At 65.2% G+C, this 26017-nt stretch carries 25 protein-coding genes and 1 tRNA gene; 6 read left to right on the top strand and 20 right to left on the bottom strand.

What is annotated here, in order from left to right; translation table 11 throughout:
• Positions 1 to 9: 9 nt before the first annotated feature.
• From fliI to H6955_12070, 8 genes are all read right to left on the bottom strand, one after another.
• Positions 10 to 1386 carry a flagellar protein export ATPase FliI gene (gene fliI, locus H6955_12105; GenBank protein MCP5314300.1) on the bottom strand — a complete coding sequence of 459 codons (1377 nt, stop codon included), beginning with the start codon at positions 1384 to 1386 and terminating at the stop codon, positions 10 to 12.
• Between the two features lies 1 nt (position 1387).
• On the bottom strand, positions 1388 to 2071 hold the full coding sequence (locus H6955_12100; GenBank protein ID MCP5314299.1) for a flagellar assembly protein FliH: 684 nt from the start codon (positions 2069 to 2071) through the stop codon (positions 1388 to 1390).
• A 15-nt stretch (positions 2072 to 2086) separates the two neighbouring features.
• The gene (fliG, locus tag H6955_12095) at positions 2087 to 3112 is read right to left on the bottom strand and encodes a flagellar motor switch protein FliG (GenBank protein MCP5314298.1); all 1026 of its coding nucleotides are present in this window, start codon (positions 3110 to 3112) and stop codon (positions 2087 to 2089) included.
• Position 3113: 1 nt separating this feature from the next.
• The gene (fliF, locus tag H6955_12090; protein MCP5314297.1) at positions 3114 to 4787 is read right to left on the bottom strand and encodes a flagellar M-ring protein FliF; all 1674 of its coding nucleotides are present in this window, start codon (positions 4785 to 4787) and stop codon (positions 3114 to 3116) included.
• Between the two features lie 50 nt (positions 4788 to 4837).
• Positions 4838 to 5152, bottom strand: a complete 315-nt coding sequence (gene fliE, locus H6955_12085) for a flagellar hook-basal body complex protein FliE (GenBank protein ID MCP5314296.1) — start codon at positions 5150 to 5152, stop codon at positions 4838 to 4840.
• Between the two features lie 78 nt (positions 5153 to 5230).
• Positions 5231 to 6592: a sigma-54-dependent Fis family transcriptional regulator gene (locus tag H6955_12080; GenBank protein ID MCP5314295.1), complete on the bottom strand. Its 1362-nt coding sequence runs from the start codon at positions 6590 to 6592 to the stop codon at positions 5231 to 5233.
• The gene (locus H6955_12075; protein ID MCP5314294.1) at positions 6592 to 7791 is read right to left on the bottom strand and encodes a histidine kinase; all 1200 of its coding nucleotides are present in this window, start codon (positions 7789 to 7791) and stop codon (positions 6592 to 6594) included. The genes H6955_12080 and H6955_12075 overlap by 1 nt, the downstream gene beginning before the upstream one ends.
• A gap of 110 nt (positions 7792 to 7901) precedes the next feature.
• On the bottom strand, positions 7902 to 9335 hold the full coding sequence (locus H6955_12070; GenBank protein ID MCP5314293.1) for a sigma-54-dependent Fis family transcriptional regulator: 1434 nt from the start codon (positions 9333 to 9335) through the stop codon (positions 7902 to 7904).
• A gap of 251 nt (positions 9336 to 9586) precedes the next feature.
• On the opposite strand from H6955_12070, the gene H6955_12065 reads away from it, so the two are divergent.
• On the top strand, positions 9587 to 10870 hold the full coding sequence (locus H6955_12065; protein ID MCP5314292.1) for an HlyC/CorC family transporter: 1284 nt from the start codon (positions 9587 to 9589) through the stop codon (positions 10868 to 10870).
• Positions 10871 to 10929: 59 nt separating this feature from the next.
• A complete protein-coding gene (locus H6955_12060) occupies positions 10930 to 11301 on the top strand; it encodes a PilZ domain-containing protein (protein MCP5314291.1) in 372 nt (123 codons plus the stop codon).
• 81 nt (positions 11302 to 11382) lie between these two features.
• Here H6955_12060 and H6955_12055 read toward each other — a convergent pair whose 3' ends face one another.
• From H6955_12055 to rnr, 9 genes are all read right to left on the bottom strand, one after another.
• Positions 11383 to 12012 carry a cytochrome c gene (locus H6955_12055; GenBank protein ID MCP5314290.1) on the bottom strand — a complete coding sequence of 210 codons (630 nt, stop codon included), beginning with the start codon at positions 12010 to 12012 and terminating at the stop codon, positions 11383 to 11385.
• A gap of 154 nt (positions 12013 to 12166) precedes the next feature.
• Complete coding sequence (radA, locus tag H6955_12050) at positions 12167 to 13537, bottom strand: DNA repair protein RadA (GenBank protein MCP5314289.1); 1371 nt, start codon at positions 13535 to 13537, stop codon at positions 12167 to 12169.
• A 63-nt stretch (positions 13538 to 13600) separates the two neighbouring features.
• Positions 13601 to 14983 carry a replicative DNA helicase gene (gene dnaB, locus H6955_12045; protein ID MCP5314288.1) on the bottom strand — a complete coding sequence of 461 codons (1383 nt, stop codon included), beginning with the start codon at positions 14981 to 14983 and terminating at the stop codon, positions 13601 to 13603.
• Positions 14984 to 15191: 208 nt separating this feature from the next.
• Positions 15192 to 15644, bottom strand: coding sequence for a 50S ribosomal protein L9 (gene rplI / locus H6955_12040; protein ID MCP5314287.1), 453 nt, complete (start codon positions 15642 to 15644; stop codon positions 15192 to 15194).
• Positions 15645 to 15669: 25 nt separating this feature from the next.
• Positions 15670 to 16593, bottom strand: a complete 924-nt coding sequence (locus tag H6955_12035) for a hypothetical protein (GenBank protein MCP5314286.1) — start codon at positions 16591 to 16593, stop codon at positions 15670 to 15672.
• 45 nt (positions 16594 to 16638) lie between these two features.
• Positions 16639 to 16863: a 30S ribosomal protein S18 gene (locus tag H6955_12030; protein MCP5314285.1), complete on the bottom strand. Its 225-nt coding sequence runs from the start codon at positions 16861 to 16863 to the stop codon at positions 16639 to 16641.
• Between the two features lie 18 nt (positions 16864 to 16881).
• The gene (gene rpsF, locus H6955_12025) at positions 16882 to 17268 is read right to left on the bottom strand and encodes a 30S ribosomal protein S6 (protein ID MCP5314284.1); all 387 of its coding nucleotides are present in this window, start codon (positions 17266 to 17268) and stop codon (positions 16882 to 16884) included.
• 120 nt (positions 17269 to 17388) lie between these two features.
• Positions 17389 to 18141, bottom strand: a complete 753-nt coding sequence (gene rlmB / locus H6955_12020; GenBank protein MCP5314283.1) for a 23S rRNA (guanosine(2251)-2'-O)-methyltransferase RlmB — start codon at positions 18139 to 18141, stop codon at positions 17389 to 17391.
• 3 nt (positions 18142 to 18144) lie between these two features.
• Entirely contained in the window at positions 18145 to 20430 is a 2286-nt protein-coding gene (gene rnr / locus H6955_12015) for a ribonuclease R (GenBank protein ID MCP5314282.1), read from the bottom strand.
• Between the two features lie 117 nt (positions 20431 to 20547).
• Here rnr and H6955_12010 point away from each other — a divergent pair.
• From H6955_12010 to H6955_11995, 4 genes are all read left to right on the top strand, one after another.
• A tRNA-Leu gene (locus H6955_12010) sits at positions 20548 to 20634 on the top strand.
• A 303-nt stretch (positions 20635 to 20937) separates the two neighbouring features.
• Complete coding sequence (locus tag H6955_12005; protein ID MCP5314281.1) at positions 20938 to 21483, top strand: O-acetyl-ADP-ribose deacetylase; 546 nt, start codon at positions 20938 to 20940, stop codon at positions 21481 to 21483.
• An 82-nt stretch (positions 21484 to 21565) separates the two neighbouring features.
• Positions 21566 to 21853, top strand: a complete 288-nt coding sequence (locus tag H6955_12000; GenBank protein ID MCP5314280.1) for a ferritin — start codon at positions 21566 to 21568, stop codon at positions 21851 to 21853.
• 69 nt (positions 21854 to 21922) lie between these two features.
• A complete protein-coding gene (locus tag H6955_11995) occupies positions 21923 to 22387 on the top strand; it encodes a gamma-glutamylcyclotransferase (protein MCP5314279.1) in 465 nt (154 codons plus the stop codon).
• Here H6955_11995 and H6955_11990 read toward each other — a convergent pair.
• Genes H6955_11990 through H6955_11980 form a run of 3 tightly spaced genes read right to left on the bottom strand, consistent with a single transcriptional unit; the run spans position 22378 to position 25943 of the window.
• The gene (locus tag H6955_11990) at positions 22378 to 22929 is read right to left on the bottom strand and encodes an MOSC domain-containing protein (GenBank protein MCP5314278.1); all 552 of its coding nucleotides are present in this window, start codon (positions 22927 to 22929) and stop codon (positions 22378 to 22380) included. The two genes, H6955_11995 and H6955_11990, sit on opposite strands and share 10 nt — an antisense overlap.
• Before the next feature lie 20 nt (positions 22930 to 22949).
• Positions 22950 to 23639 (bottom strand): DsbA family protein, encoded by a 690-nt coding sequence (locus tag H6955_11985; GenBank protein MCP5314277.1) that lies wholly within the window; start codon positions 23637 to 23639, stop codon positions 22950 to 22952.
• Between the two features lie 36 nt (positions 23640 to 23675).
• Complete coding sequence (locus tag H6955_11980) at positions 23676 to 25943, bottom strand: transporter substrate-binding domain-containing protein (GenBank protein ID MCP5314276.1); 2268 nt, start codon at positions 25941 to 25943, stop codon at positions 23676 to 23678.
• Positions 25944 to 26017: the final 74 nt, after the last annotated feature.

Raw genomic sequence — 26017 nt, 5'->3', positions numbered from 1 at the left:
CCCTTACCTCTACCTCGTACCACTCGCGACCGGCAACTGTTCCTGTGGAAACAGGGTCATCAGGTCGTCCAGACTGTCTCGCAGGTCGAATCGCGTACGCATGTCCTGATGCAGAAACTCCCGCAACGATGGCATGGCACCGATCGCCAGATCGATCTGGTCGTTCGAGCCCAGCTCGTAGGCACCGACCGAGATCAGGTCCCTGTTCTGCTCGTACAGACTATAGAGCTGTTTGAACTCTCGCGCTGCCTGTTGATGCTGACGGTCAGTAATTTCGTTCATTGCGCGACTGACCGAGGCCTCGATATCGATCGCCGGATACTGACCGGATTCGGCCAGGCGCCTGGAAAGCACAATGTGCCCGTCGAGGATTGCGCGGGCCGCGTCGGCGATCGGGTCGTTCTGGTCATCCCCCTCGACCAGCACCGTGTAGAAAGCAGTGATCGAACCACCACCCCGGTCGCCGTTGCCGGCGCGTTCGACCAGCTGCGGCAGCTTGGCAAAGACTGAGGGTGGATATCCCTTGGTCGCCGGCGGTTCGTTGATGGCCAGACCGATCTCGCGCTGCGCCTGGGCGAAACGTGTCAGCGAGTCCATCAGCAACAGGACGTGCTTGCCCTGATCGCGGAAATATTCGGCGATTGCGGTGGCCAGCATCGCCCCGTGCATACGCCGCAACGGCGGCTGGTCGGCCGGCACGGCGACCACCACCGAACGCGCAAGCCCTTCCTCGCCGAGGATATTGTCAACGAACTCCTTGACCTCCCGGCCACGCTCGCCGATCAGCCCCACGACCACCACGTCGGCATCGGTGTAGCGCGTCATCATGCCGAGCAGCACGGACTTGCCGACACCGGACCCGGCGAACAGGCCGAGCCGCTGTCCCCGGCCGACACTCAGCAGCGAATTGATCGCCCGGATCCCGACGTCCAGGGGTTTGCGGATCGGTGCGCGCGCCAGCGGATTGATATAGCCGCCGTTCAATGGCCAGCGTTTGTTTGCGTGCAGCAGACCCCTGCCATCCAGCGGCCGACCGCTGCCGTCGATGATGCGCCCGAGGAGTTCGTCGCCGACCGTGGCTTCGCTGATCCGGCCGGTCGGTACCACCCGGGCATCCGGCTCGAGCCCGCGGATATCGCCCGTCGGCATCAGGTAGAGGCTTTCGCCCGAGAATCCGACCACCTCGGCCTCGATCCGCTCGCCGTTGCTGTTGATCACATCGCAGCGTCCACCGATCGCCGCGCGGCAACCGACCGCTTCCAGCGTCAGTCCCACCATGCGGGTCAGCTTGCCTTCGACCACCAGGCCACGGCTCCCGCCGAGGCGGTCACCGAGCCGGCGTATACGTGCCGACCAGATGTCATTGCGGCCGACCGGTGTGACCATGCTAGTCACCCCCTTCGCTGTCACGCACCCGCTCGCCGGCGAGCAAGGGGGCGATCAGACTGCTCAACCGCGAGTCGAGCGTCGCGTCGACCTGCGAGGTGTCGGTGTGGATACGACAGCCGCCGCGTTGAATCACCGGGTCCTCGACGATCTGCCACTTCTGATCGTGTTCACCGAGCGCGTACGCCTCGCGCACCAGCACCGCGTCATCCGGATGCAACGCGACGCGGATACTGCGCGCACTGACCGGCAGGATGCCCAGCGCCTCACGCACCACACCGACGATCTGCCCCGGATCGAGTTTGACCTCGCGACGGATCAGCTGGCGCACCATGTTGATGACCAGGGTCACGACCTCGTCCTCGACCTGCTGGTCGAGCTCCTCGAACGGCTTGTCGAGACTGTGCAGCAGCTGATCCAGTCGCGCGATTCGCGCCTGCAGGTCGGCACGGCCCTGCTCGAGACCTTCGCGGTGACCGTATTCCTGCCCTTCCCGGCGCCCCTGCTCGAAGCCTTCCTGGTGCGCGGCCTTTTGAATCTGGTCGAGCTGCCCGGCGGTCAGCAGTCCGCCGGCCTCATCGATCGGAGTCTCGCCCTGGCGATGCACATGAGGCGGCAACCACTGGGTGACCTCGATGTCGCCGGAACGGATGACCTGGGCACCGGCCTTCTTGCGCTCATTCATCGGGGTAGCGCCACATCAGATGAACTCGTCGCCACCGCTGCCACCGAGATTGATCTCGCCGGCATCGGACAACCGCCGCGCGACGGTGAGAATCTCCTTCTGCGCCGCCTCGACGTCGCTGATCTTGGCCGGCGCCGCGGCCTCGAGGTCGTCCTTGAGCATCTCGGCGGCGCGCGACGACATGTTTTTGAAGATCTTTTCACGCAGCGCCTCGGGCGCACCGCGCAGTGCCAGCAGCAACTGGTCGGATGAGACCTCGCGCAACAGCGTCTGCATGCCGCGATCGTCGACGTCGATCAGGTTTTCGAACACGAACATGTTGTCCTGGATCTGTTGCGACAGCTCCTCGTCGGCCTCGCTGATCTGCTCGATCACCTTGCTCTCGATTGCACCGTCGACGAAGTTCAGGATATCCGCCGCTTTCTTGACACCGCCGAGCGCCGACGATTTCACGTTCGCGCCGCCCGAGAACTGTTTCTCCAGAATCTCGTCGAGTTCCTGCAACGCAACCGGCTGAATCCCCTCGAGCGCCGCGACGCGCATGATCACGTCGGTACGCACCCGTTCGGGGAATTCGCTGAGCACGCCGGCAGCCTGATCGGGGTCGAGGAACGACATCACGATCGAGATGATCTGCGGATGCTCGAGGCGGATCAGTTCGGCGATCGCCCGGGGATCCATCCATTTGAGCTGCTCCAGGCCCTTGCTGTTGCGCCCGAGCAGGATGCGGTCGATGATGCCGCTGGCCTTGTCGGCGCCGAGCGCGGAGGTCAGCATATTGCGTATGTACTCGTCGGAACCCATCCCGAGCGAGGTCTGTTCGCCGATCGCCTCGACGAAATTCTGCATCACCAGTTCCATCTGCGAATTCGTGACGTGCGTCAGGCTGGCCATCGCCAGTCCGATCTCCTGGACTTCCTTGGGTCCCATGTGACGCAGGATCTCGGCGGCGTGCTTCTCGCCGAGACCGAGCATCAGCAGGGCCGAGCGCTGCAGCCCGGTCAGATTCTTGACGACTTGTGCGTCGGAGTTCGCATCCATATCAGGCGGCTTCTTCGCTCATCCAGGTCTTGACCAGCTGCGCGACACGCTTCGGGTCCTCGTCGACCAGTTCGCGGGCCGCGTCCATGATGTTCTCGTAGCGTCCACCGCCTGGCAGACGGATCGGTTCGCCGTCGCTGCCGAGCATCAGGTCCTCTTCTGCCACGGCACCCCCTTCGGCCTGCCCCAGCGGACCTTCGACGCGCGCACCCTGGACACCCGGCACCTCGACATGGGTCGCGGTCAGGCGTTTCATGGTCGGCCGCAGGACGACGAAGATCAGCACCAGGACCAGCAGCAGGCCGCCGACCTGTTTGATGATGTCGACGAACCAGGACTGTTCCCAGATCGGGATCTCAGGCATCTCCGCAACCGCTTCGGGTGCCAGGAAGGCGCTGTTCATGACCCGCACGCTGTCACCGCGCCGGGCGTCGAAGCCAATCGCCTCACGAACCAGTTCGGTCAGGCGTTCGATCTCTTCCGGTGTGCGCTCACGGACCGTGACCGTGCCGTCGGCGGCCGCGACCGCGATATCGTCGACGACCACGGCCACCGAGAGGCGGCGCAGCGAGATCGGCGACATACGGGTGTGGCTGATCACCCGGTCGAGCTCGTAGTTGCGGGTGGCCTGGGTGCTCGCATTGACCACCGCAGCCGTCTGCTCGCCCTCTGCGCCGGCTGCGGTCTCGGGCGCCGCACCCGCCGCCGGCGGTTGATTGGACAATGCACCGGGTACGCCACCGGCACCCGCGCCGCGGCTCGATTCCTCGTTGACCTGCTCGCTGCGAAGCGCCGGCTGGTCCGGGTTGTAACGCTCTTGCGTCTGCTCCGTGACCGTGAAGTCGACATTCGCTGTGACCTGTGCGCGCACCTTGTCGCGCCCGACGATCGGCGCCAGCAGATCCTCGATGCGCTCACGGTAGTGCTGCTCGATACGCCGCGTATGTTCGAACTGGGTCGCCGAGAGCTTCATCTCCTGACTGCCGGGGTCGCCGCTCAGCAGCCGACCTTTCTGGTCGACCACGATCACGCGACTGGGTTCGAGTTCCGGCACACTGGATGCGACCAGGTGCACGATCGCCTCGACCTGCCCGTCTTCGAGCACGCGACCGTTGTGCAGGCGCAGCGTAACCGAGGCGCTGGCAGGCTGGCGCTTGCGGACGAATACCGACTGTTTCGGGATCGCCAGGTGCACACGCGCACTGTGTACCGCGCCAATGGTCGCAATGGTGCGTGCCAGTTCACCCTGCATCGCCTGCTGGTAACGCGCCTTCTCGACGATCTGGCTGGTGCCGAACCCTGTCTCCTGCTGCAGCAGCTCAAAGCCCATGCCGACACTGTTCGGCAACCCCTGGCCGGCAAGCTGCATGCGGATCTCTTTGAGCTTGGCGGCCGGTACCATCACCATGCCGGTGGCCTCGTCGACCCGGTAATCGACGCCGGCCTGCTGCAGTGCCTCCATCACCTGGCTGGCGTCTTTCTCCGCGAGGTTGCCGTACAGCGGCGCATAGCTGGGGTCCTGGGACCACAGCACCACCGCGACACCGAGTGCGACGCTCGCCGCGATGCCGACCATCACCGCCAGCTGTCGCATCCAGGGATTTGCCACGATCGCGGTCATGCCGCCGGCCGAGCCTGTCATCGGGAGATTTTTCGCGCTGCCTGCTTCCGCCATGTCTGCGACCTGTTATTTCGAGTGTTCTACCGCCTGCCGCCAGTACCGGGTCAGACCGGCATGTTCATGACGTCCTTGTACGCGTCGACAAGCTTGTTGCGGACTTCGACCATCGCCTGAAACGACAGGCTGGATTTCTGTACCGCAATCATCACCTGTGCCAGGTCGAGTCCCTCTTCGCCCTGCTCGAACGCGGTGCGCAGCGAATTGGCCTGCTGCTGCGTCTCGTTCACTGCATCGATCGACCGTTTCAGGAGGTCGCCGAAGTTGTCCTGGGTCGGCTGTTCGACGGCCGGCACCCCCATGGCCTGGGCGCGCGCTACGCGCATCTGCGCGAGGACTTGGTTGATCTCCGGTGTGCTCATAGCTGTTTGCCCCTGCGGTCCGTTCAGTTTTTGACGCTTGTTTGCCGCTTCGCGGATTACTGCAGATTTCGCGCCACCTCAGCGCGGAATCATGACCCCCGCCTCGCGCAGCTTCTGCAGCTTGTAGCGCAGCGTGCGAGGGCTGATGCCGAGGATCTCGGCGGCCTGTTTACGGCTGCCGTGACCGCTGCGCAGCGCATCCAGGATCATCTGTTCCTCGACATTGCGCAGATCGTCGGTCAGCCGGCTCTTGGCCGCTTCATCGATCGCCGCGGAGGCGGGCGTTGCGGTCGGTGCCGCCGACGGCACCTCGCCATCGAGCGCCTCGAAATGCACGTCGGCCGCGCGGATACGCTCACCGTCACACAGGATCAGCGCACGCTGCATCAGGTTGTCGAGTTCACGCACATTGCCCGACCAGCGGTGCGCCAACAGGCCGGCCTGCGCCTCGGCCTCGAGCACCGGCAAGGTCTCACCGCCCCGCAGGTGGCGGCGCATGAGATGGTTGGCCAGTGGCAGTATGTCGCGCGGACGTTCGCGCAGCGGCGGCAGCGTCAGTGGAAACACGTTCAGACGGTAGAACAGGTCTTCGCGGAAACGTCCGGCGGCCACCTCTTCCCGCAGCAGGCGGTTCGATGTCGCCAGCACGCGCACGTCGAGCTGGATCACCTCGCGTCCGCCGAGCCGCTCGACCTCGCGTTCCTGCAGTACCCGCAGCAGTTTGGCCTGCAGTGGCAGACTCATCTCGGAGATCTCGTCGAGCAGCAGCGTGCCACCTTGCGCCTGTTCGAACTTGCCGGCGCTGGCGCGCAGCGCGCCGGTGAAGGCGCCCTTCTCGTAGCCGAACAGCACCGCCTCGAGCATATTGTCCGGGATCGCCGCACAATTGATCGCGATGAACGGGCCATCGGCACGCGCCGAACGGTTGTGGATGAAACGCGCCAGCACCTCTTTGCCGGTGCCCGACTCGCCCCCGATCATCACCGTCGCGTCGCTGGCGGCCACACGCCCGGCCAGTTCGACCAGCTCGCGCGTGCGCAGGTCTTCGGCAATCATCTGCCCTTCGTCACGATAGCGTTGCGGGAGATAGCGCTCGACCTTCTCCAGCAGGTCGTCGACCTCGAACGGCTTGGCCAGATAATCGACCGCGCCGAGTTTCATCGCCTCCACGGCCTGCTCGACCGTGCCGTAGGCCGTCATGATCAGCACCGGCAACTCGTGGAAACGCGCGCGCAGGTTGCGCAACAGCGCACGGCCGTCCATCGGCCGCATCTGGACGTCGGTGAGCACCATATCGACCGGGTCGCGATCGAGACGCGCAAGCGCCTGTTCACCGTCGGTCGCCGTCAGTACCTCGTAGCCCGACAACATCAATGTGTCGGTCAGCGCCTGCGCAAGGGCGCTGTCGTCCTCGACGACCAGGATGCGCGATGCATTCATCACGATGGCTTCCTCGATGTTGACACTGCCGGTCGCGGATCGGACAGCAACGGCAGCTGAATCTCGAAACGTGCGCCGCCGAGCGGCGAGGCGGCCGCCCGAACGGCACCGCCATGCTCCAGTACCACCGCCTGGACGACCGCGAGACCGAGCCCCGTCCCCCGTTCGCGGGTGGTGAAGAAGGGGTCGAAGATGCGCGGCATCACACCGGGTTCGATACCGGGGCCATCGTCGTCGAACTGCAGCAACAGGAGTTCTTCGGAACCGCCGCACGCCCGGATCCGGATACCGACCCCCTGGCCGCCATGGTTGAGGGCGTTGTCGATCAGATTGCTGAAGGCGCCGGCGAGCGCATCCAGATTGCCGGCGATCAGCCGCCGGGGCGTGGCGTCCAGGTCGATCTCGACGGTCGCTTCGAGCTGCCGCAGGCGCGGCTGCAACCCGACCAGCGCGGTACTCAAGGCGTCTTCGATCAGGACCGGGGTCGCGGTGAAACTGCCGCCTCGGCTGAATGCGAGCATGTCGCGCACCAGGGTCTCGGTATGCCGCAGGCTGTCGAGCAGCTTGGCGCTGAACTGGCCACGCTGCAGGTCGCTGAGCGAGCCTTTCGCCAACTGTCCCGCGTACAAAACGCAGCTCGACAACGGGGTGCGCACCTGATGCGCCAGCTGCGCCGCCATCTCGCCCATCGCACTCAGGCGGTCCTGGCGTTCGAGACGTTCCTGCAGGCGGCGCTGGTCGGTGATGTCGACCACGACGAGGATGCGCCCGCGGTCGTTCAGCGGACGTTGCGAGACGCTGACCCGGCGCCCGTCGCGCAGTCGCCAGTCGCCCGGCGCCGGCTCGGCGGCAACGACCTCGGCCTTGACCTCGCTCCAGCGCCGTCCCCAGGCCAGGCTTGGAAACAGGAGTTCGGCGGTGGGGTTGAATCGGTCGACGCGGTCACGCGCGTCGACCAGCACGATCGCTGCCGGCAGCGCCTCGAGCAATACGCCGAGCTGGTCGGCAAGGTGTTCCTTTTCGGCCCGTTCGGTCAGCCGTTCGCGCCGCGAGCGCGCCAGATCCTGACTGAGCGCCGCAACCCGGGTCTCGAGTCGGCCATAGGCGTCGGTCAGCCGCTCCGACAGTTCATTGAACACGCCGAACGCGTGCTCCAGCTCCTGAGGGGTCTTGAAAGCGGATCTCTGCAATTCGCCCATGTGGCTGATTCCCGTTGCCCATTCTGTCTGCGGACAGATCAGGCAAAACGCGTGCCACCACGTGAATTGCTTTTATATCAGTTGGTTACGGAATGAACTAAACGATTGCGTCAAAGGCCCGTCAGCTCATGGCCGCGCTGCAGACCGTATTTGCGCAGTTTTTCGACGAGCGTCGTACGCCGCATCTTGAGTTTTTTCGCGGCGTGCGCGACGACGCCGTTGGCCTCTTCGAGCGCCTGGCGGATAAGGCTCTGCTCCATGTTCGCGAGGTGTACCTTCAGATCGATTCCCTCGGCCGGCAGACGCGGCATCGTCGATACCGTGTTCGGTTGGTCGCCGTGGGTACTGATCACCGGCAGGGCCTCGTCGTCGACGATGTCGGCCGGCGCCGAGACCGGGATCCCGACACGAAACTTTTCCGGCAGATCCACCACGTCGACCACGCCGTAGGGATACAGGATCGCGAGGCGTTCGATCAGGTTCGCCAGCTCGCGCACGTTGCCCGGCCAGCGATAATGCGTCAGCGCGGTCACCGCCGCCGGGGTCAGGCGCACCGAGCCGCGCTTCTCGTGCTCGATGCGCTGGATCAGGTCATTGACCAGCACCGGGATGTCTTCGACCCGCTCGCGCAACGGCGGCACGTCGATCGGAAACACGTTCAGGCGGTAATACAGGTCCTCGCGGAAGGTGCCGTCCTTGATCGATTGCTCGAGGTTGCGATGGGTCGCGGCGACGATGCGCACGTTGCAGTGGATCGTGCGGTTGCTGCCGACCCGCTCGAAGGTCCGTTCCTGCAGCACGCGCAGCAGCTTGACCTGCATGTGCATGCTCATGTCACCGATCTCGTCGAGGAACAGGGTGCCGCCCTCGGCCAGTTCGAACCGCCCCTGGCGCGCGGTAATGGCACCGGTGAACGCGCCCTTTTCGTGGCCGAACAACTCGCTCTCCAACAGGTCCCCGGGAATCGCCCCGCAGTTGACCGGCACGAAGGGTCTACCGCGACGTTTCGAGTGGTAGTGCAGCTTGCGCGCCACCACCTCTTTGCCGGTACCGGATTCGCCGAGGATCAGCACGGTCGCCTCGGTGTCGGCGACCTGCTCGATCATTTTATTGATACCGCGGGTCGCGCGGCTGTTGCCCGAGAGGCTGCGGAACAGTTCCAGCGGCCGGCGTGGCCCCTCGCCCTGCTGCTGCGATTCACTGTAGACCTGCGCTTTGTGCATGAGCGCCGAAATTGCGTCGAAGTGACAAGGCAGCCGCAACGTACCCAGGACATCGCCGCTGACCAGCATTTCGTCGCCCGAACGCTCCTGCACCTGGATCAGGGCCGGCCGCGGCGTGCATTCGTTGAGCGCGCCCAGGTAGCCGCTGCGCGCCTGATCCGGCAGCTGCCCACTCAGAAAGACGGCCACCGGACGGTCACTGAAGCGTTCCACCAGACGACGCAAATCCTCCGGCGACTCAGGCACATGCGTGTCACAGTCGATAAACTGCAGGATGTTTTTGAGGTAATCGAGCGAACCGGGGTCCGACGTTACGAGCATCGCGGTGAAGGTATTCATCGGTCGACCCCGGGTTGCACCACCCCCTGCCGTGACGCGCCGGCTCGGGGCTGTCTGTGCGGTTTACAAAGACGATTGTATTTCGTATGCAAGTTAAGCATGCTGGTTTCAATATGTCAAAAAAACGTCAGCCAGCAAAATCTCGCCCCATCTGCCCGGGCAACGGCGCTTGACAGCATCGGCATCGAACCTGGAAAGTGACCGGGCTTCTGAAGCAGCCTGGGCATGCCTGTTTGAACGATCTACCCCTCGCCGTCCTGTTCGGCGTCCTGTGCTTCCTGCTCCTGCTGTCGGCCTTCTTCTCCGGTTCCGAGACCGCGCTGATGACGCTCAACCGTTACCGGCTGCGCCACCTCGCGGCGGCCGGGCATCCGGGAGCGAGACTCGCCGAGCGCCTGCTCAGCAAGCCCGACCGGTTGATCGGCCTGATCCTGCTCGGCAACAACTTCGTCAACATACTGGCGTCATCGCTGGCGACCGTGATCGCGCTGCGGCTTGGCGGCGAAGGCGCCATTGCAGCGGCTGCCGGCCTGCTGACCCTGGTCGTCCTGGTGTTCTCGGAGGTCGCCCCCAAGACCCTCGCGGCACTGCATCCGGAACGGATCGCGTTCCCGGCGTCCTGGGTCTACACGCCGCTGCTGCGCGTACTCTTCCCGCTGGTGTGGGCGGTCAATCTGGTGGCGAACACGGTACTGCGTGTGCTCGGCGCCTACCCGGAGGACGATGCCGAAGGGACTGCGCTGAGTCGCGAAGAACTGCGCACCGTCGTCAACGAGGCCGGCGCGATGATCCCCAAGCGCCACCAGAAGATGCTGCTCAACATCCTCGACCTGGAAAAGGTCACGGTCGACGACATCATGGTGCCGCGCAACGAACTGGACGGTATCGACCTCGACAACCCGCTCGACGTGCTGCTGGAACAACTGGAAAAGCTGCCGTACACCCGGGTGCTCGCGTACCGCGGCAGCATCGACCGGGTCGCCGGCTTCGTGCACGCACGCCGGGTCATGCAGGCCCAGCTCGACGGTGAATTGACGCGCGAGGTCCTCGAGGGGCTGATCCGCGAACCCTATTACATCCCGAAAGGCACGCCGCTGAACCGGCAGCTGATCAACTTCCAGCGCAACCGACGGCGGACCGCGCTGGTGGTCGATGAGTATGGCGACGTGCAGGGACTGGTGACCATGGCCGATCTGCTCGAGGAGATCGTCGGCGAGTTCGCGACCGATCCGTCGGATGCAATCGCCGACGTCCAGCCGCAGGAGGATGGCAGCTTCCTGGTCGATGGCAGCGCGAACCTGCGTGAACTCGTACGTACCATGCACTGGGAGTTGCCGACCGACGGCCCCAAGACACTCAACGGGCTGATCGTCGAGCACCTCGAGAGCCTGCCCGAACCCGGCACCTCGCTACTGATCGCCGGCTATCCGGTCGAGGTGGTGCAGACGCAGGACAACGCGGTCAAGACCGCGCGCATCCGCCCGCAGGAGCGCCGTCCAGGCACCGCCGACGATTGAACACCGTTCAGGAAGCGGCCACTGCGGCCGCTATGCGGGGTAACCGCAAGGAGCCCGACATGTCCAACCCTGCCGACGAGCGCCGCCGCTTCCATCGCATCGCCACCGACAAACCGGTGAAGATCACTGCCGGGTCCGCAGTGCACCCCGGTACCGTGCTCGACTTGTCTCTGCGCGGCCTGCTGTTCGAAGTCGCCGATGACTGGCAGCCGACCAGCGGTACGGCGATCAGCGCGCTGCTCGAACTCGATGGCGAGTTGTGCTGCATCCAGATGGAAGGCGAGGTCGCGCACGTCGAAGGGAACCACGTCGGCATGCATTGCACCGCGATCGATCTGGACAGCGCCAGTCGTCTGCGACGGATGGTGGAACTGAACCTCGCCGACGAACAGCTGCTGGAACGCGATCTCGCCGAGCTGATCGCCGGTTAGGTGCGGCGCCCGCCACCCCGTTGTGCAGAGAGGCCGGCGCTTTCGCGACATGCATCACCGGAAACCGGTGATCGCCATTGACTACCAGCGACCGCCGCGAAACAGCATATGGCAGGAATGGCAGTTCGCGTTGAGCTCGCCGAACTCGCGGACCGCATCGAGCGGGATGCGTTCGCCGGGGCGCTGACCCGCGCCCGCCGGTCCCCGGTAGCCAGGCTGCCAGGGCCCCCTGCGGCCCGGCCCCATGCCCATCGGCGGGATCCGGGTGCCGGCGTTATCCGCGTCGTCCCCGCTCGGCGGCTGCGCCAGTACCTCGGCAAGCCTGTATGCCGCACCTTCGGCCCCTTTGGCATAGGCCACGAAGGTGTCGAAGTGCCGCCAGGTTGCCGGCAGTGTGCGTGACCCGGCGACCATGGTCCCCGGGGGGAAATTCCTGATCAGATTGTCGCCGAAGCCCTGCTGCAGTTCCCGGGCGAGGCGGGCCGCCTCGTCGCGGTTGAACGACCGCCGGCCGTCGAACATGTCCGAAAGCTGCTTCATCACGTACCCGTGGTCGCGCATCACGGTCTGGCGTTGGTAGGTCACGGCCCCGGAGCCGTATGGCCGGGACCAGGGATCACCGTACCAGCCGGCGGCCACCGATCCCGACGACAGGATCCCTGCTCCGACGATGGCGATGCCCAACACCCTGCGGAAGATTGACGTTTTCATCTTGCTTGCCCCCCCGTCGCTGCTTTTCCGATCGCGCGACGTCGGGGCCGAGAACCGGGCTCGGCGCCGCTGTTTCCATATTAGAAGTATCTAATTTATTTGCAACGGCATCCGCCCGCTTCGCTCGAAGGTGCGGCTTGGTGGATGACCCCGATCACTCGATCACCTCGATCGCCTCGCCGACCCGGCTCACCCCAATCACCTCCAACCCGGCGATCTTCTTTTTCGGCGCATTGGCCTTGGGCACGATCGCCCGGGTGAAACCGTGCTTGGCCGCCTCGCGCAGGCGCTCCTGCCCGTTCGGTACCGGACGGATCTCCCCGGCCAGCCCGACCTCACCGAAGGCCGCGAGATCACCCGCGAGCGGCCGGTCGCGGAAGCTCGACAGCGCTGCGAGCAGCACCGGCAGATCGGCCGCGGTCTCGGTGACCCGCACGCCACCGACGACGTTCAGGAACACGTCCTGATCGAACATGCCGACGCCACCGTGTCGGTGCAACACCGCGAGCAGCATCGACAGGCGGTTCTGTTCCAGACCGAGCGCAATGCGACGCGGATTCGCCAGGGGACTCTGATCGACCAGGGCCTGCACCTCGACCAACAGTGGCCGCGTGCCTTCGCGGGTGACCAGTATGCAACTCCCCGCCACCTGCTGTTCATGACGCGACAGGAAGATCGCGGACGGATTGCTGACCTCGCGCAGGCCACGGTCGGTCATCGCGAACACGCCCAGTTCGTTGACCGCCCCGAAACGGTTCTTGATGGCACGCACCAGCCGAAAAGGCCCGCCGCTCTCGCCCTCGAAGTACAGCACCGTGTCGACCATGTGTTCGAGCACGCGCGGACCGGCCAGGGCGCCTTCCTTGGTGACGTGACCGACCAGGAACAGGGCGCTGCCGGTCTGTTTGGCGAAGCGCACCAGGCGCGCCGCCGATTCGCGCACCTGGGCCACCGAGCCGGGCGCCGACTGCAGCGTCTCGGTGTAGAAGGTCTGGATCGAATCGAGTACCAGTACGCGCGGCCGCTCCTTCGCGAGCAGCGCGAGGATGCGTTCGACACAGGTCTCGGTCAGCAGGCGCAGCCCCTCGGTCGGCAGGCCGAGGCGCCGCGCGCGCAGGCCGATCTGTTCTCCCGACTCTTCGCCGCTGATGTACAGCGCCGGCAGACGTTCGGCGAGCAGTGCCAGCGCCTGGATCAGCAGCGTCGACTTGCCGATACCGGGGTCACCACCGATCAGCACGACCGAACCGGGCACCAGTCCGCCGCCGAGCACCCGGTCAAGTTCATCGAGGCCGGTCGACAGCCTTTCGGTGGTGTGCACCGCGATCTCGGAAAGACTGCGGATACGCGCGCCATCGCCATCCCCTGCATAACCGGAGAACCGTGTGTCGGCCTTGGCCGACGGCGCGGCGAGCGTCTCCTGCAGCGTGTTCCAGGCGCCGCACTCGCTGCATTGCCCCGCCCACTTGGGTGACTGGGCGCCGCAGGCGCCGCAGACGTAGACGGTCTTCGCGGCCTTGCTCAAACCGTGCGCCTTATGCGTGCGCAGCGCGCGGTGGCCGAAGTCCTATGCCACCCAATGCGTCGTTCAATACTGGTCGTCGCCATAGACGTCATAGGCGAAATTGTCGAAGCGCGTGAACTGCCCCTGGAAGGTCAGCATCACGGTGCCGATCGGGCCGTTACGCTGCTTGCCGATGATGATCTCGGCCTTGCCCTTGTCCGGACTGTCCTCGTTGTACACCTCGTCGCGGTAGATGAACACGATCAGGTCCGCATCCTGCTCGATTGCCCCCGACTCGCGCAGATCCGACATCACGGGACGCTTGTTGGGTCGCTGTTCGAGCGAACGGTTGAGCTGCGACAACGCGACCACAGGCACCTTGAGTTCCTTGGCCAGCGCCTTCAAGGCGCGGGAGATCGCGGAGATCTCGGTCGCGCGATTCTCGCCGACGTCGGGCGCCTGCATCAGCTGCAGATAATCGATCACCACCAGTCCCAGGGTACCGTGCTCCTTGGTCAGACGGCGGCAGCGTGCGCGCAGCTCGGTCGGCGTCAGCGCCGGTGTGTCGTCGATGAACAACTTGGTGTTGTTGAGCAGGTTGACCGCCGAGGTGATGCGCGGCCAATCATCGTCCTCGAGCTTGCCGGAACGCACCGCCTGCTGATTCACCCGACCGAGCGAAGAGATCATGCGCATCGTCAGCGCCTCGCCCGGCATCTCCATGGAGAAAATCGCGACCGGCAGGCCCGACGTCAGCGCGACGTTTTCGGCGACGTTCATCGCGAATGTGGTCTTGCCCATCGATGGCCGGCCCGCAACGATGATCAGGTCGGACTTCTGCAAGCCGGAGGTCTTGCCGTCGAAATCCGTGAAGCCGCTGGAGACACCGGTCAGAGCGTCGTCGCTGCCGTACAGCTCTTCGATGCGGTTGATCGTCTCGGTCAGGAGGCGTGAGATGGAGCGGAACCCACCGCCGCCACGTGCCTGTTGCTCGGCGATCTGGAACACCATGTTCTCGGCGTGATCGAGCAACTCGTGGACCTTGCGGCCCTTCGGCCGGTAGCCCGCATCGGCGATCAGGCCGCCCACCCGGATCAGCTGGCGGATCACCGACTGTTCACGCACGATCGCCGCATAGGCCTGGATGTTCGCCGCGCTCGGCGTGTCGTTGGCCAGCATGCCGAGATAGGCGAGTCCACCGACGTCCTGCAGCACATCCTTGCGATCCAGTTCCTCGGCCAGCGTGACGACATCGAACGGCTGATCGGCATCGGCCAGGCTGGAGATCGCCGAAAAGATCAGCTGGTGTTCCCGGCGGTAGAAGTCCTGCTCCACGATCAGGTCGGCGATCTTGTCCCAGGCGCCATTGTCGAGCATCAGACCGCCGAGCACCGCCTGCTCGCCCTGGGTCGAATGCGGCGGTAGACGCAGCGCCTCCATCTGAGGGTCGCCGGCCTGCTCGGTCATCAGATCGGGTAAAGGCTCGTGAACTGCGTCGACCATGCGGCTACCCAGAAGAGGTTCGTCGGGAAGGCCCCATTACACCACAGATTCGATATGTCCCTCGCGACCGAACGGCCGGCGCGAGCAGACGAAAGCCGGGGCGGGCACCTGCGGCTCACCCCGGCTTCTGATGGAGCGAAGCATCCGCGACGGCGCGAATGCGTCGCGTCGGTCAGTCTTCGGCGACGACCTTCACGGTGAGCGTCGCATCGACGTCGGTGTGCAGATGCAGCTCGACCTGATACTCACCGGCGACCCGGAATGGACCTTCCGGCAGACGCACCTCCGACTTGGCGACCTCGACGTCGGCGGCAACACACGCGTTGGCGATGTCGCTGGTGCCGACGGAGCCGAACAGGCGCCCTTCTTCACCGGCCTTGTGGCCAATGGTAACGCTGCCGAGCGCTTCGATCTGCGCCTTGCGAGCCTCTGCCGCCGCGAGCTTGTCAGCGGCCTGCTGTTCCAGCTCGGCCCTGCGCTCCTCGAAGACCTTGATGTTCTCGGCGCTCGCGAAAACCGCTTTGCCCTGAGGAATCAGAAAGTTCCGACCGAAACCGGATTTCACCGAGACCCGCTCACCCAGGCCACCCAGGTTGGCCACTTTTTCCAGAAGAATGACTTCCATCGTTATTCAACCTCGTCTTGCGAATTCATTTGCCGCCGGCACCCGGCCGGCGCGCCCGGACACGAGTCCGGAAATCCAGCCACCCATCGGCATAACCTGCCAGGGCGACCATCGTCGCGCTCTGCGGCGCGACCAGAATCAACAACAGATACAGACCCACGATCCAGGCGCCCGAGCCACTGAACTCGGCGACCAGCCAATGCGCGAAGCTCAGCCCCTGAATCAGGAACACCACCATCCCGACCAGGTAAAGCTGACCGACCAGGTTGGGTCTGCCACCGGTCAGAATCACCCCGAACACCAGCAACGCCGGGACCAGGATCAGCAGCCAGCGGCCGAAACGCAGTGCGCGAAACTCGTCGCCAAACGCACCGGGGCGGTCCAGCAATGCCGACCAGTAACGTGCCAGCGACAATGACAGCACGTTGCCGAGCAACCAGGTCGCGGCAACCCCGCCGGCCATCCAGCCCGCCATCAGTTCGACCAGCGGACCGAGGTCCGCGTTGGCCAATGTCTCGGCGTCGATACGCAGGCTGAGAAACGCGTTCAGCGCATCGGACCAGAATGCCGCAGGATCGCCGAGCGACGCATACTGCGCCAGGACAATCAGCCCCGCTCCGATGCTCGCGATCTCGATCGCGAGGCGCAGCGAACCCGTCTTGCCGAGAATCCCGCCGAGCACTGCCGCCGGGACCCACAGCATCGCACCGAGCACGGCCAGCGCGATCGGCATCTGGAACACCAGACCGCCGAGGCCCGCGATCGCCAACAGTGCCGACGCCAGCACCAGCAGGCCTTCCCGCCAGCCCTGGCGCAACACCGTGAGCATGATCACTGCCGCGCTCAACAGGACTGCCGGGGTGACCAACAGGCCCAGCATCGCGAGTACGCTGGCCGCGATGACCGCCTGCATGCGGCCCTTCATCACCCAGTGGGCAAATGCCTTCATGGGCCCTTCACCAATGAGCCGGACGACCGGTCCGGCTCATCGCGCTCAGTGACTGTCCGAATACGGCAGCAGCGCCAGGAAACGGGCGCGCTTGACCGCGTCCGCCAGCTGACGCTGGTACTTCGCACTGGTACCGGTGATCCGGCTCGGCACGATCTTGCCCGACTCGCTGACGTACTGTTTCAGCAGGTTCAGGTCCTTGTAATCGATCTCGACCGTGCCTTCGGCTGAGAACCGGCAGAACTTACGGCGACGGAAAAAACGTGACATGGCGATACCTCCGAGGCGTCAGGCGGATTCTTGCCCGGCAGCCGCTTCTTCACGCGCGGGCGCCGGGGTGTGGCTGTCTTCTTTGTCGTCGTCTTTGGCCAACGGCGACGCCTCTGTGATCGCATTCTTGCGACGGATCACCAGGTTGCGCAGCACGGCATCGTTGAAGCGGAACGCGCTCTCCAACTCGGCCAGTGCTTCCGCACCGCACTCGATGTTCATCATCACATAGTGCGCTTTGTGGATCTTGTTGATCGGGTAAGCGAGCTGCCGACGACCCCAGTCTTCCAGGCGATGGATGGTGCCGCCGCTGCCCTCTATGGTCGCGCGGTAACGGTCGACCATCGCGGGCACCTGCTCGCTCTGGTCCGGATGGACCAGAAACACTACTTCGTAGTGACGCATTGTTACTCCTTACGGTTTAAGCAGCCTCCCGCGTGCTGCGGTGAGGCAAGGAGGGTCGGCCGTCAGGGCCAACCGGAAAGGCGCGGGATTCTATGGGAAAAAACGAAACAATGCAAACGCTTAGATGGGGCTGCCTGTGCGTTGGCGCAGCGCCTCGTAGAGGCAGACCCCGGTAGCGACCGAAACGTTGAGGCTCTCGACCTGGCCACGCATCGGCAGACGCGCCAACCGGTCACAGCTTTCCCGTGTAAGGCGACGCATGCCCTCGCCTTCCGAGCCCATCACCAGTGCCAGCGGCCCCGTCAGATCCAGCCGGTACAACTCGTCATCCGCGGCACCATCGGCACCCACGACGAACACCCGATGCGAATCCTGCAGGTAGCGCAGGGTACGCACGAGATTCGTGACCTGCACGAACGGCATCGTCTCCGCAGCGCCGCTCGCCACCTTGCACACTACCGGGGTCAGGCCGCTGGCACGGTCGCGCGGTGCGATCACCGCATGCACGCCCGCGCCTTCGGCGCTGCGCAGGCAGGCGCCCAGGTTGTGCGGATCGGTGATGCCATCCAGCACCAGCAGGAACGGCGGTTCGTCGAGTGCGTTCAGCAGCCGTTCCAGCGCCGCCTCACCAAGGCTCGTCGGCATCTCGCCATGCGCGACCACCCCCTGGTGATTTGCCCCGCCGGTCATGCGATCCAGGGCACCCTTGTCGCTCGGTTGGACCTTGACGCCAGCGCTGCGCGCCTCGTCCAGCAGCTGCCGTAGCCGTCGATCGTTGCGGGCCGCATCGAACCACACGGCCTCGACCTGCTGTGCACCGTGTTTGAGCGCAGCGCGCACGGCATGGATGCCCACGATCAACTGCCCGGCCATCGTTCAGCCTTTTCGTCCGGCGCGCGCCTTGCGTCGTCCCGCCTTCGACCGTTTCGACCGGCCGTCGTCCGGATCGGCGCGGCGCTTGCCCGGGCCGGCGACCTTGTCGGCAAGCACGAAGTCGATCTTGCGGTCGTCGATGTTCACTGCCGCAACCGTGACACGCAGACTGTCACCGAGTCGGTAGACCTTGCCGGTGCGCTCGCCACGCAGGCGATGGCCGGCGGGATCGAAATGAAAATAGTCGTAGTCCAGAGCCGTGATGTGTACCAGGCCGGACACGTAGATCCCGACCAGTTCGACGAAGATGCCAAAGCTGTTGACCCCTGAGATCACGCCGTCGAAGCTGTCACCGACCTTGTCGAGCATGAACTCGCATTTCAGCGTATCGCCGGCATCACGGGTCGCGTCGTCGGCGCGTCGCTCGGTCGCCGAGCAGTGCTCACCCATCGCCGCGAGATGCTGGTGGGTGTACTCGAAGGCCTCCGGCGGTTCGCTGGTCAGCAGGTGTTTGAGCGCACGATGCACCATCAGGTCGGGATAGCGTCGGATCGGCGAGGTGAAATGCGCGTACGCCGGAAACGCCAGACCGAAGTGGCCGACGTTGTTGTCGGAGTACACGGCCTGCATCATCGAACGCAGCAACACGACCTGGATTACATGGAAGTCCGCACGGTCCTTCACCTGATCGAGCAGGTTCGCGTAGTCCTTCGCCGTTGGACTCGTGCCACCTTCCAGGCGCAGTCCGAGTTCGGCGAGGAACTCGGCCAGATCGGACAGCTTCTCGGCGCTGGGTTTCTCATGGATGCGATACAGCGCCGGCATCTTGTTGCGCAACAGGTGGCGGGCCGCGGCCACGTTGGCCGCGAGCATGCATTCCTCTATCAGTTTGTGCGCGTCATGCCGCACCAAGGGCTCGATCGCCGCCAGCTTGCCCTGCTCGTCGAAGCGAAAGCGTGTCTCGACGGTATCGAAGTCGATCGCACCGCGCTCCTCGCGCGCTGCATGGAGCAGTCGATAGAGACCGTACAGGTCATGCAGATGCGGCAGCAGCGTCGCATACTGGGCACACAGTTCCGCATCACCGTCGAGCAGCATCGCGCCGACCTGGTCGTAGGTCAGACGCGCATGCGAGTTCATCACGGCTTCAAAGAAGCGCGAGCGATACAGGATGCCGTCGGCATCGAAGTACATCTCCGCGGTCATGCACAGACGGTCGACGTGTGGATTCAGCGAGCACAGTCCGTTGGACAGGACCTCCGGCAGCATCGGGATCACACGGTCCGGAAAATACACCGAATTGCCGCGCTTGTAGGCCTCCCCGTCGAGCGCGCTGCCGCTGCCGACGTAGAACGATACGTCGGCGATCGCCACCAGCAGGCGCCAACCCTTCTTGGTGCGTTCACAAAACACCGCGTCGTCGAAGTCGCGCGCATCGGCGCCATCGATCGTGACCAGCGGCAGGCTCCGCAGATCGACCCGTCCGTGCTTGGCCGATTCCGGCACCACGGCCGCCAGCCCGGCGATCTCTTGCTCGACCTCGCCAGGCCAATCCAGCGGGATGTCGTGCGCGCGGATCGCAACGTCGGTCGCCATGCCCGGCGCAAGGTGGTCACCGAGGATCTCGATCACCTCGCCGAGCGGTTGTCGCCACGCCTCGGGCTGTTCAGTGATGTGCACGACCACCATCTGGCCATGGCGGGCGCCCTTCAGCCGGTCCGGCGTGATCAACACCTGCTGGGTGACGCGCTTGTTGTCCGGCAACAGGAAGGCCACGCCGGCCTCGATCTGCACCCGGCCGACGATGTTCTCGAAGGCGCGCTCGAGCACCTCGACCACCGCGGCCTCGCGGCGACCGCGTCGATCGACGCCGGCGACGCGCGCAACGATGCGGTCTCCGTGCCACAGGCGACGCATCTCGCGCGGGCTCAGGAACAGGTCGTCGCCGCCCTCGTCGGGTTTCAGAAAACCGAAACCGTCCGGGTGCCCGATCACCCGACCGTGGATCAGATCCTCGTGGTTGACCACGCAGTAGCCGCCGCGCCGGTTGCAGACGACCTGGCCGTCGCGCGCCATCGCGTTGAGGCGACGCGACAGCGCGTCGAGTTGCTGAGGATCCTGCAGCCCGAGCGCCACCGCGAGATCGTCGAATGGCAAAGGCGCGCCGTGTTCCTGCATCACGCTCAGGATGAACTCGCGACTCGGGATCGGATTGGCGTACTTGCGGGCCTCACGGGCCTGGTAGGGGTCGCGGTCGCGACCGGCGCGACGCGGTTTGCGTTTCGACACGTACGGGGATTCCCTTGGTTCTTGACTCGGATGTCCTGGGCCCTATTGTAGCGTTGACACTCCCCGGGTGTCGCTGTAGAGTCCGCGCTTCCGTTTTGGGGCTTCGCCCCAGTCGCTGCCGAAGTGGCGGAATTGGTAGACGCGCATGGTTCAGGTCCATGTCGGGGAAACCCGGTGGAGGTTCAAGTCCTCTCTTCGGCACCATCTCTCTACTCGTCGAGCGCTGCATGCCCGGCGATCTCCGCGGCCCCGGCCGTGACCACCCAGAAATACAGCCGCTGACAAAAACGGGCAGCCACGGGCTGATCGGCAGCCTGGAACAGGCGTCGTCTGTGCGTCAGTGCCTGCCTTTCACAGCGGCAAGCGGCGACCGCGGCCCCAAATCCGATTTCGATGCGGCGCTCGCACCCGGCCATTGAGTCACTGACATCCTTGGTTACGCGCCGCGTTCTCCGATGCCGCGAGCGCATAATGTCCATCAGGGCGCAATGGACTTCTGGAAACGGCATGACTGACGGGACGACCTGCGAGCTGCTGGCACTGACCGCGGACATCACCACCCTCACCACCGATGCAATCGTCAACGCGGCGAACAACTCGTTGCTCGGCGGCGGCGGTGTCGATGGTGCCATTCACCGCGCGGCCGGGCCGCGCCTGCTGCAGGCATGCCGCGACCTCGGCGGTTGTGCGACCGGGGATGCCAAGCTGACTGCCGGCTTCGACCTGCCATCCCGCTACGTGATCCACACCGTCGGGCCGGTATGGCGTGGCGGCGGCCACGGCGAGGCCGAACTGCTGGCATCGTGTTACCGGCGTTCGCTGGAACTCGCGGCCCAACACCGGATCCGCTCGATCGCATTTCCCGGCATCAGCACCGGGGTCTACGGTTTCCCGGTCGAGACCGCCGCACGCACCGCGGTCAGCACGGTGCGTGCGGCGGCGCGACAATCCGGATCGGTCGAACGGGTCGTGTTCTGCTGTTTCTCGGCGGCCGATCGCGCGATCTACGACGCCCTGCTGAGCGACGGCGACGTGATGGCGCATTCGCTGTAACCACGCCGCGTGCGGTGCGATCCGGACAGCGAATCCGGGTATCATCGAAACCAGAGGCAACAGCAATCTGGAGGAACGACCGATGTCGAACGAAGGCTACCATGAGTCGATCGAGGAACTCTCGGACGAAACCCGCGACATGCATCGCGCAATCGTGTCTCTGATGGAGGAACTCGAGGCCGTCGACTGGTACAACCAGCGCGTGGACGCCTGCAAGAATCCCGAGCTCAGGGCCATCCTCGCGCACAACCGCGACGAGGAGAAAGAGCATGCGGCGATGGTGCTCGAATGGATCCGGCGTCGCGACCCGACCTTCGACAAAGAACTCAAGGACTACCTGTTCACCGAGAAGACCATCGCCCACGAATAGCCGCGGACCGGGTCGCGCTCCCCAGCGCCAGCCGGACAACGCGTGCACTACTTCGCCTATGGTTCGAACATGTCGCTGCGACGGATACGTGCGCGCGTTCCCGATGCCACGGTGTTGTCGACCGCCACCCTGCCCGGGTATCGCCTCGCGTTCCACAAGATCGGGCGCGACGGTTCGGGCAAGTGCAACGTGCAGGCGATACCGACCGAGCATGCCGCGGTGCATGGCGTGGTCTATCGCATCCGTGAACAAGACAAGCCGCGGCTCGATGCCTGGGAAGACCTGGGCCGTGGTTACGTCGAGCGCCGGGTCAGGGTCCACCTCGCCGACGGATCCTCGACGGAGGCTTTTCTGTACGCCGCCGTCCTGATCGATCCGGCGCTGAAACCCTACCCCTGGTACAAGGCACACGTGCTGTACGGGGCCCGCGAGGCCGGCCTGCCCGATGCATACATCGCGGCGATCGAGGCGGTGGACACGGTCGCCGACCCCGATCCCTTGCGCCACGCGCGCGAGACCGCGATCTACCGCTGATCCGGCGTTTCGCCGGACGCACCATCGGGCTGCAGGACCTGCACCGGATCGCCGACCCGGATGCGGCCCGCCTCGAGCACCCGCAAACCGACCCCCGCACCCCTTCCCAGGGCCTTGCCCGCACCGGGTTGCAGCAATCGGTCGAGGTAACCGCAGGGCGGGCGCAGCCGGTGGAATTCGAACAACACCTCGCCGATGCGCACTCGACGACGGCGCAGGGCATCCAGCGGTATCCCCTCGATCACGAGGTTGCGCCGGTGTTCCCCTTCGGCAAACGACTGCCCCCCGCGTCGGGTCGCACGCTCGAGGTCCTCGCGTGCAACCAGCGTCACCTCGCAGCCGTCCGTCTTGATCCAGTGCCCGCGACCCAGCGCATAGCGGTCGCCATCGAGCCCCGCACCGGCGATGCAGTCCGCGCTTGTCACGCGCCGCATCGCGGCGCCGGCCTGCGGTGCGACGAAGATATCGATCAAACGGCCTTGCAGTTCGTCTGCGCGCCAGACGTTCAACCAGGCGAACAGGCGGCTGACATGCGTTGGCATACGGCCGGCGATTCAGGCGTTCAACACCAGCTCGGGGCGCCGGCGACGTGCCCGTGCTCGAGCAGCTCTCGCACATTGGCCTCGACGATGCGGTAACCCACGTTGCCGTACAGCAGCTGACGTCCCTCGTTGAAAACGTAAGTCGGGCTGCCGAGCACGCCGTAGGTCTTCATTGCCTCGGCATCGCGGTGCAAGGCCGCGTACGCCTCGCCATTGTCGATCTTTGCGCGCACCGCGTCCGCCGCGATGCCGGCCGGCCCGAGCAGGCCGACGAGGACGTCCAGGTGCGAGATGTCCTGCGCTCGTTCGAAGAACGCACACCGCGTGCGCACGATCAGGTCGTCAAAACGCGCACGGGCCTCGTCATCGACCGTATCGTCGGCATCGATCCCGAGGCACAGGCCGGCCGCCCGCAGGAACACGTGCGCAGTCTCCGCGCTGGACGGACGGCAGCGCGTCCAGACATCCGGATGCAGGCGGGTGTGCGGCCACTGCGCGCACACCTCCCGGGCATGCCGGCCGAATCCTTCGTAGCCGCCCTCATCCTTCCAGCCCTCACCCACCTTGGTCGCGGTGTCGGCGAACAGGCGCATGAACCGATGACGCACTCGTATGCGGTCGCCGAACTCGCGTTGCAGTTCCGCGAGCCGGATCTGCCCACCGTACGCCCATATACACAGCACGTCGGAGAAATAGTCGATCGTGATCACGCTACAGGTCCCGGGTTGCCATCGAGTGTTTGCCGATCATTGCGCCAACGCGAACGTGCCGCAGCATTCGCGGTCTTGCGCTGTACTGCGCCCCTCGGCAGACGATGTCTGTGACAGGCGGTGGCCGGCGATCTCCACGTAGGCACGATAACGGTGCTGGATGTCGCGCACATAGCTGACCGGCTCGATGCCACGAACGTAACCATAACGCGCCTTGCTGGCGAATGATTTCTTCGACAGCAGCAACATCGCCTGTTCGGTGTTGTCGAACCAGCGGTCGCCGTCGAGGCCCTGCTGGCGCGCCAGGCGGCGCGCGTCCGCCACATGTCCGTATCCGGCATTGTACGCCGCCAGCGTGAACCAGATGCGTTCACTGAACGGCAGGTCGGTCTCGAATCGCTTGCGAACCCAGTCGAGGTACTTGACCCCGGCGTGGATGCCGTCTTCCGGGACTTCCAGGCTGGTGAAACCCATCGAACGCGCGGTCCGCGGCAGCACCTGCAGCAGCCCCTGTGCCCCCGCAAACGACTCGGCGTCCGGATCGAAGCGACTCTCCTGAAACACCTGGGCGGCGATCAGGCGCCAGTCGAAACCGTATTGCTCGGCATAGCGGCGGATTGCATCGTCGTAGGGTGAGAGTCCCTGACCGGTCCTGCCATCGGGTCGCCCCGCGGTGAGATCGCGGATCTGGCGGCGGTTGGTGAAGTACTTCTTGTACAGGATGTTGTAGACGAGACCTTTGTACTGCCGTTTGACGAAACGGTTCAGCGCGGCCAGCAACGCGGGATTGTCACTGCGCACGGCGACCGCGTGCGCACGCTCCTGGCTGATCTGGAAAGCGGATTTTACCGGCAGGCCACGCGCAAGTTCGATGTCCAGCAGGTGTCCATCGGCCACTGTCGCCTCGATCGTGCCGGACGCCACCATTCCAATCAACTCCTCGGTCTCGAGGTCCTCCGGCGCGGCGACCAGCGTGAAACCGGCCCCACCGGCCTGCAACGCGATCAGCTCGCTCCAATACGGGCTCGAACGCCGTACGCTGACCGTCCGTCCGGTGAGCGCGTTTGCACCCTCGACCGGAGAATCTGCACGCACCACGAGGTGCCGCGGCGCATAGTGGTAGGGACGCGAGAACGCCACACCGCGCGCGGCATACTCCTCGCTGGGCTCGAGGAAGCCCGCGGCGATGTCGGCGCGGCCTTCGAGCAGCCAGTCGATGAGCTGCGCAGGGGTCTCCGGCACTATCACCTCGAGGCGTACCTTCTGCGCATCGGCGAACGCCTTGGCGAGTTCGTACTCGAATCCGTGCAGCTCGCCGCGATGCAGGAAATACGACGCGGCGTTGTTCGGCAACAATATGCGCAACACCTTGCGCTGGCGGATGCCGTCAAGACCGTCGGTATGCCGGCGCGCGCGCGCATCGCTGGCGAACTCGAGGTGCAGGAACTTGTTCAACGCCGAAAGCAGCTGCGGTGAATCCGGCCGCGCGCCCCAGGCGATATCGTCGTTTCCCGGCAGCTCGAACGCGGCCCTCAGGTCGTCGCGGTACGCCAGGTACATGCTGGCGACGTTGCTGTCACGCACGCTCGCGTCGACCCGGCCGCCGGCGACCGCGTCGAGTTCCTCCTCGTCGGACATTCCCTCGGGTCGCGGCACCAGTTCCATGCCTGGCAGGTCGTCGCGCAGGCCGCGCAGTCGCTCCCAGAACGACGACCCCTCGTCGACCATCACCCGCCTGCCGGCCAGGTCGGCGACCGCGGCGACATCCGTCCGATCGCTGGCGACCAACACCTGCTGGCGGACACTGGTCAGGGGCACCGAAAACGCGATCCGCCGGCGTCGCGCGGCGGTGACCGTCATGTTGGCGGCGATGATGTCACCGCGCCCTTCGAGCAATGCCGGGATCATGTCGGCGAATCGCTCGACAGGGACGAGCTCGGGTTCCAGGCCCTGACTGCGAGCGAACTGCTCCGCGGCCTCGTGCTGCGCCTCGACCGGCCAGCCCGCCCGCGGCAGATAGAACACGCCTCCGATGTTGGCCGGTATCAGGATCCGCAACCGACCGCGTCGCTTCAGCGCACGCAGGTCACCGACATAACGTTCGGGTACTGCCGGTGGCGGCACGCGCGGCGGCAAACCCGTGCTTTCGGGCGGCCCCTCCGCCGCACGGGCCGGCGTCACGGCTTCGACGGGAGCAGCGACCTGGGTTGCACCCGCCGACGCTGCGCGGCCGTCGCAGGCGACCAGCAAGGACGCCAGGACCACGATCGCGGTAACCGCAAGTAGGGCGCCGATCGGTCGCACGATCGCTAAGGCCTCCGTTTGGGTTGTTGTCGCCTGCGAGTATATCGGAGCACCCCGGCCAGCGGCCGGAAGCT

It is taken from the genome of Chromatiaceae bacterium (assembly GCA_024235395.1).
Lineage (GTDB): Bacteria > Pseudomonadota > Gammaproteobacteria > Chromatiales > Chromatiaceae > Thiosocius.
The sequence above is the reverse complement of the archived record's forward strand: the minus strand, read 5'-3'. Positions and strand labels throughout refer to the sequence as shown.

What these genes read in the sequence shown, in the direction of transcription:
- fliI (MCP5314300.1), bottom strand. Translation starts at nt 1,386, where the DNA reads ATGGTCACACCGGTCGGCCGCAATGACATCTGGTCGGCACGTATACGC.
- H6955_12100 (MCP5314299.1), bottom strand. Translation starts at nt 2,071, where the DNA reads ATGAATGAGCGCAAGAAGGCCGGTGCCCAGGTCATCCGTTCCGGCGAC.
- fliG (MCP5314298.1), bottom strand. Translation starts at nt 3,112, where the DNA reads ATGGATGCGAACTCCGACGCACAAGTCGTCAAGAATCTGACCGGGCTG.
- fliF (MCP5314297.1), bottom strand. Translation starts at nt 4,787, where the DNA reads ATGGCGGAAGCAGGCAGCGCGAAAAATCTCCCGATGACAGGCTCGGCC.
- fliE (MCP5314296.1), bottom strand. Translation starts at nt 5,152, where the DNA reads ATGAGCACACCGGAGATCAACCAAGTCCTCGCGCAGATGCGCGTAGCG.
- H6955_12080 (MCP5314295.1), bottom strand. Translation starts at nt 6,592, where the DNA reads ATGAATGCATCGCGCATCCTGGTCGTCGAGGACGACAGCGCCCTTGCG.
- H6955_12075 (MCP5314294.1), bottom strand. Translation starts at nt 7,791, where the DNA reads ATGGGCGAATTGCAGAGATCCGCTTTCAAGACCCCTCAGGAGCTGGAG.
- H6955_12070 (MCP5314293.1), bottom strand. Translation starts at nt 9,335, where the DNA reads ATGCTCGTAACGTCGGACCCCGGTTCGCTCGATTACCTCAAAAACATC.
- H6955_12060 (MCP5314291.1), top strand. Translation starts at nt 10,930, where the DNA reads ATGTCCAACCCTGCCGACGAGCGCCGCCGCTTCCATCGCATCGCCACC.
- H6955_12055 (MCP5314290.1), bottom strand. Translation starts at nt 12,012, where the DNA reads ATGAAAACGTCAATCTTCCGCAGGGTGTTGGGCATCGCCATCGTCGGA.
- dnaB (MCP5314288.1), bottom strand. Translation starts at nt 14,983, where the DNA reads ATGACCGAGCAGGCCGGCGACCCTCAGATGGAGGCGCTGCGTCTACCG.
- rplI (MCP5314287.1), bottom strand. Translation starts at nt 15,644, where the DNA reads ATGGAAGTCATTCTTCTGGAAAAAGTGGCCAACCTGGGTGGCCTGGGT.
- H6955_12035 (MCP5314286.1), bottom strand. Translation starts at nt 16,593, where the DNA reads ATGAAGGCATTTGCCCACTGGGTGATGAAGGGCCGCATGCAGGCGGTC.
- H6955_12030 (MCP5314285.1), bottom strand. Translation starts at nt 16,863, where the DNA reads ATGTCACGTTTTTTCCGTCGCCGTAAGTTCTGCCGGTTCTCAGCCGAA.
- rpsF (MCP5314284.1), bottom strand. Translation starts at nt 17,268, where the DNA reads ATGCGTCACTACGAAGTAGTGTTTCTGGTCCATCCGGACCAGAGCGAG.
- rlmB (MCP5314283.1), bottom strand. Translation starts at nt 18,141, where the DNA reads ATGGCCGGGCAGTTGATCGTGGGCATCCATGCCGTGCGCGCTGCGCTC.
- H6955_12005 (MCP5314281.1), top strand. Translation starts at nt 20,938, where the DNA reads ATGACTGACGGGACGACCTGCGAGCTGCTGGCACTGACCGCGGACATC.
- H6955_12000 (MCP5314280.1), top strand. Translation starts at nt 21,566, where the DNA reads ATGTCGAACGAAGGCTACCATGAGTCGATCGAGGAACTCTCGGACGAA.
- H6955_11995 (MCP5314279.1), top strand. Translation starts at nt 21,923, where the DNA reads ATGTCGCTGCGACGGATACGTGCGCGCGTTCCCGATGCCACGGTGTTG.
- H6955_11990 (MCP5314278.1), bottom strand. Translation starts at nt 22,929, where the DNA reads ATGCCAACGCATGTCAGCCGCCTGTTCGCCTGGTTGAACGTCTGGCGC.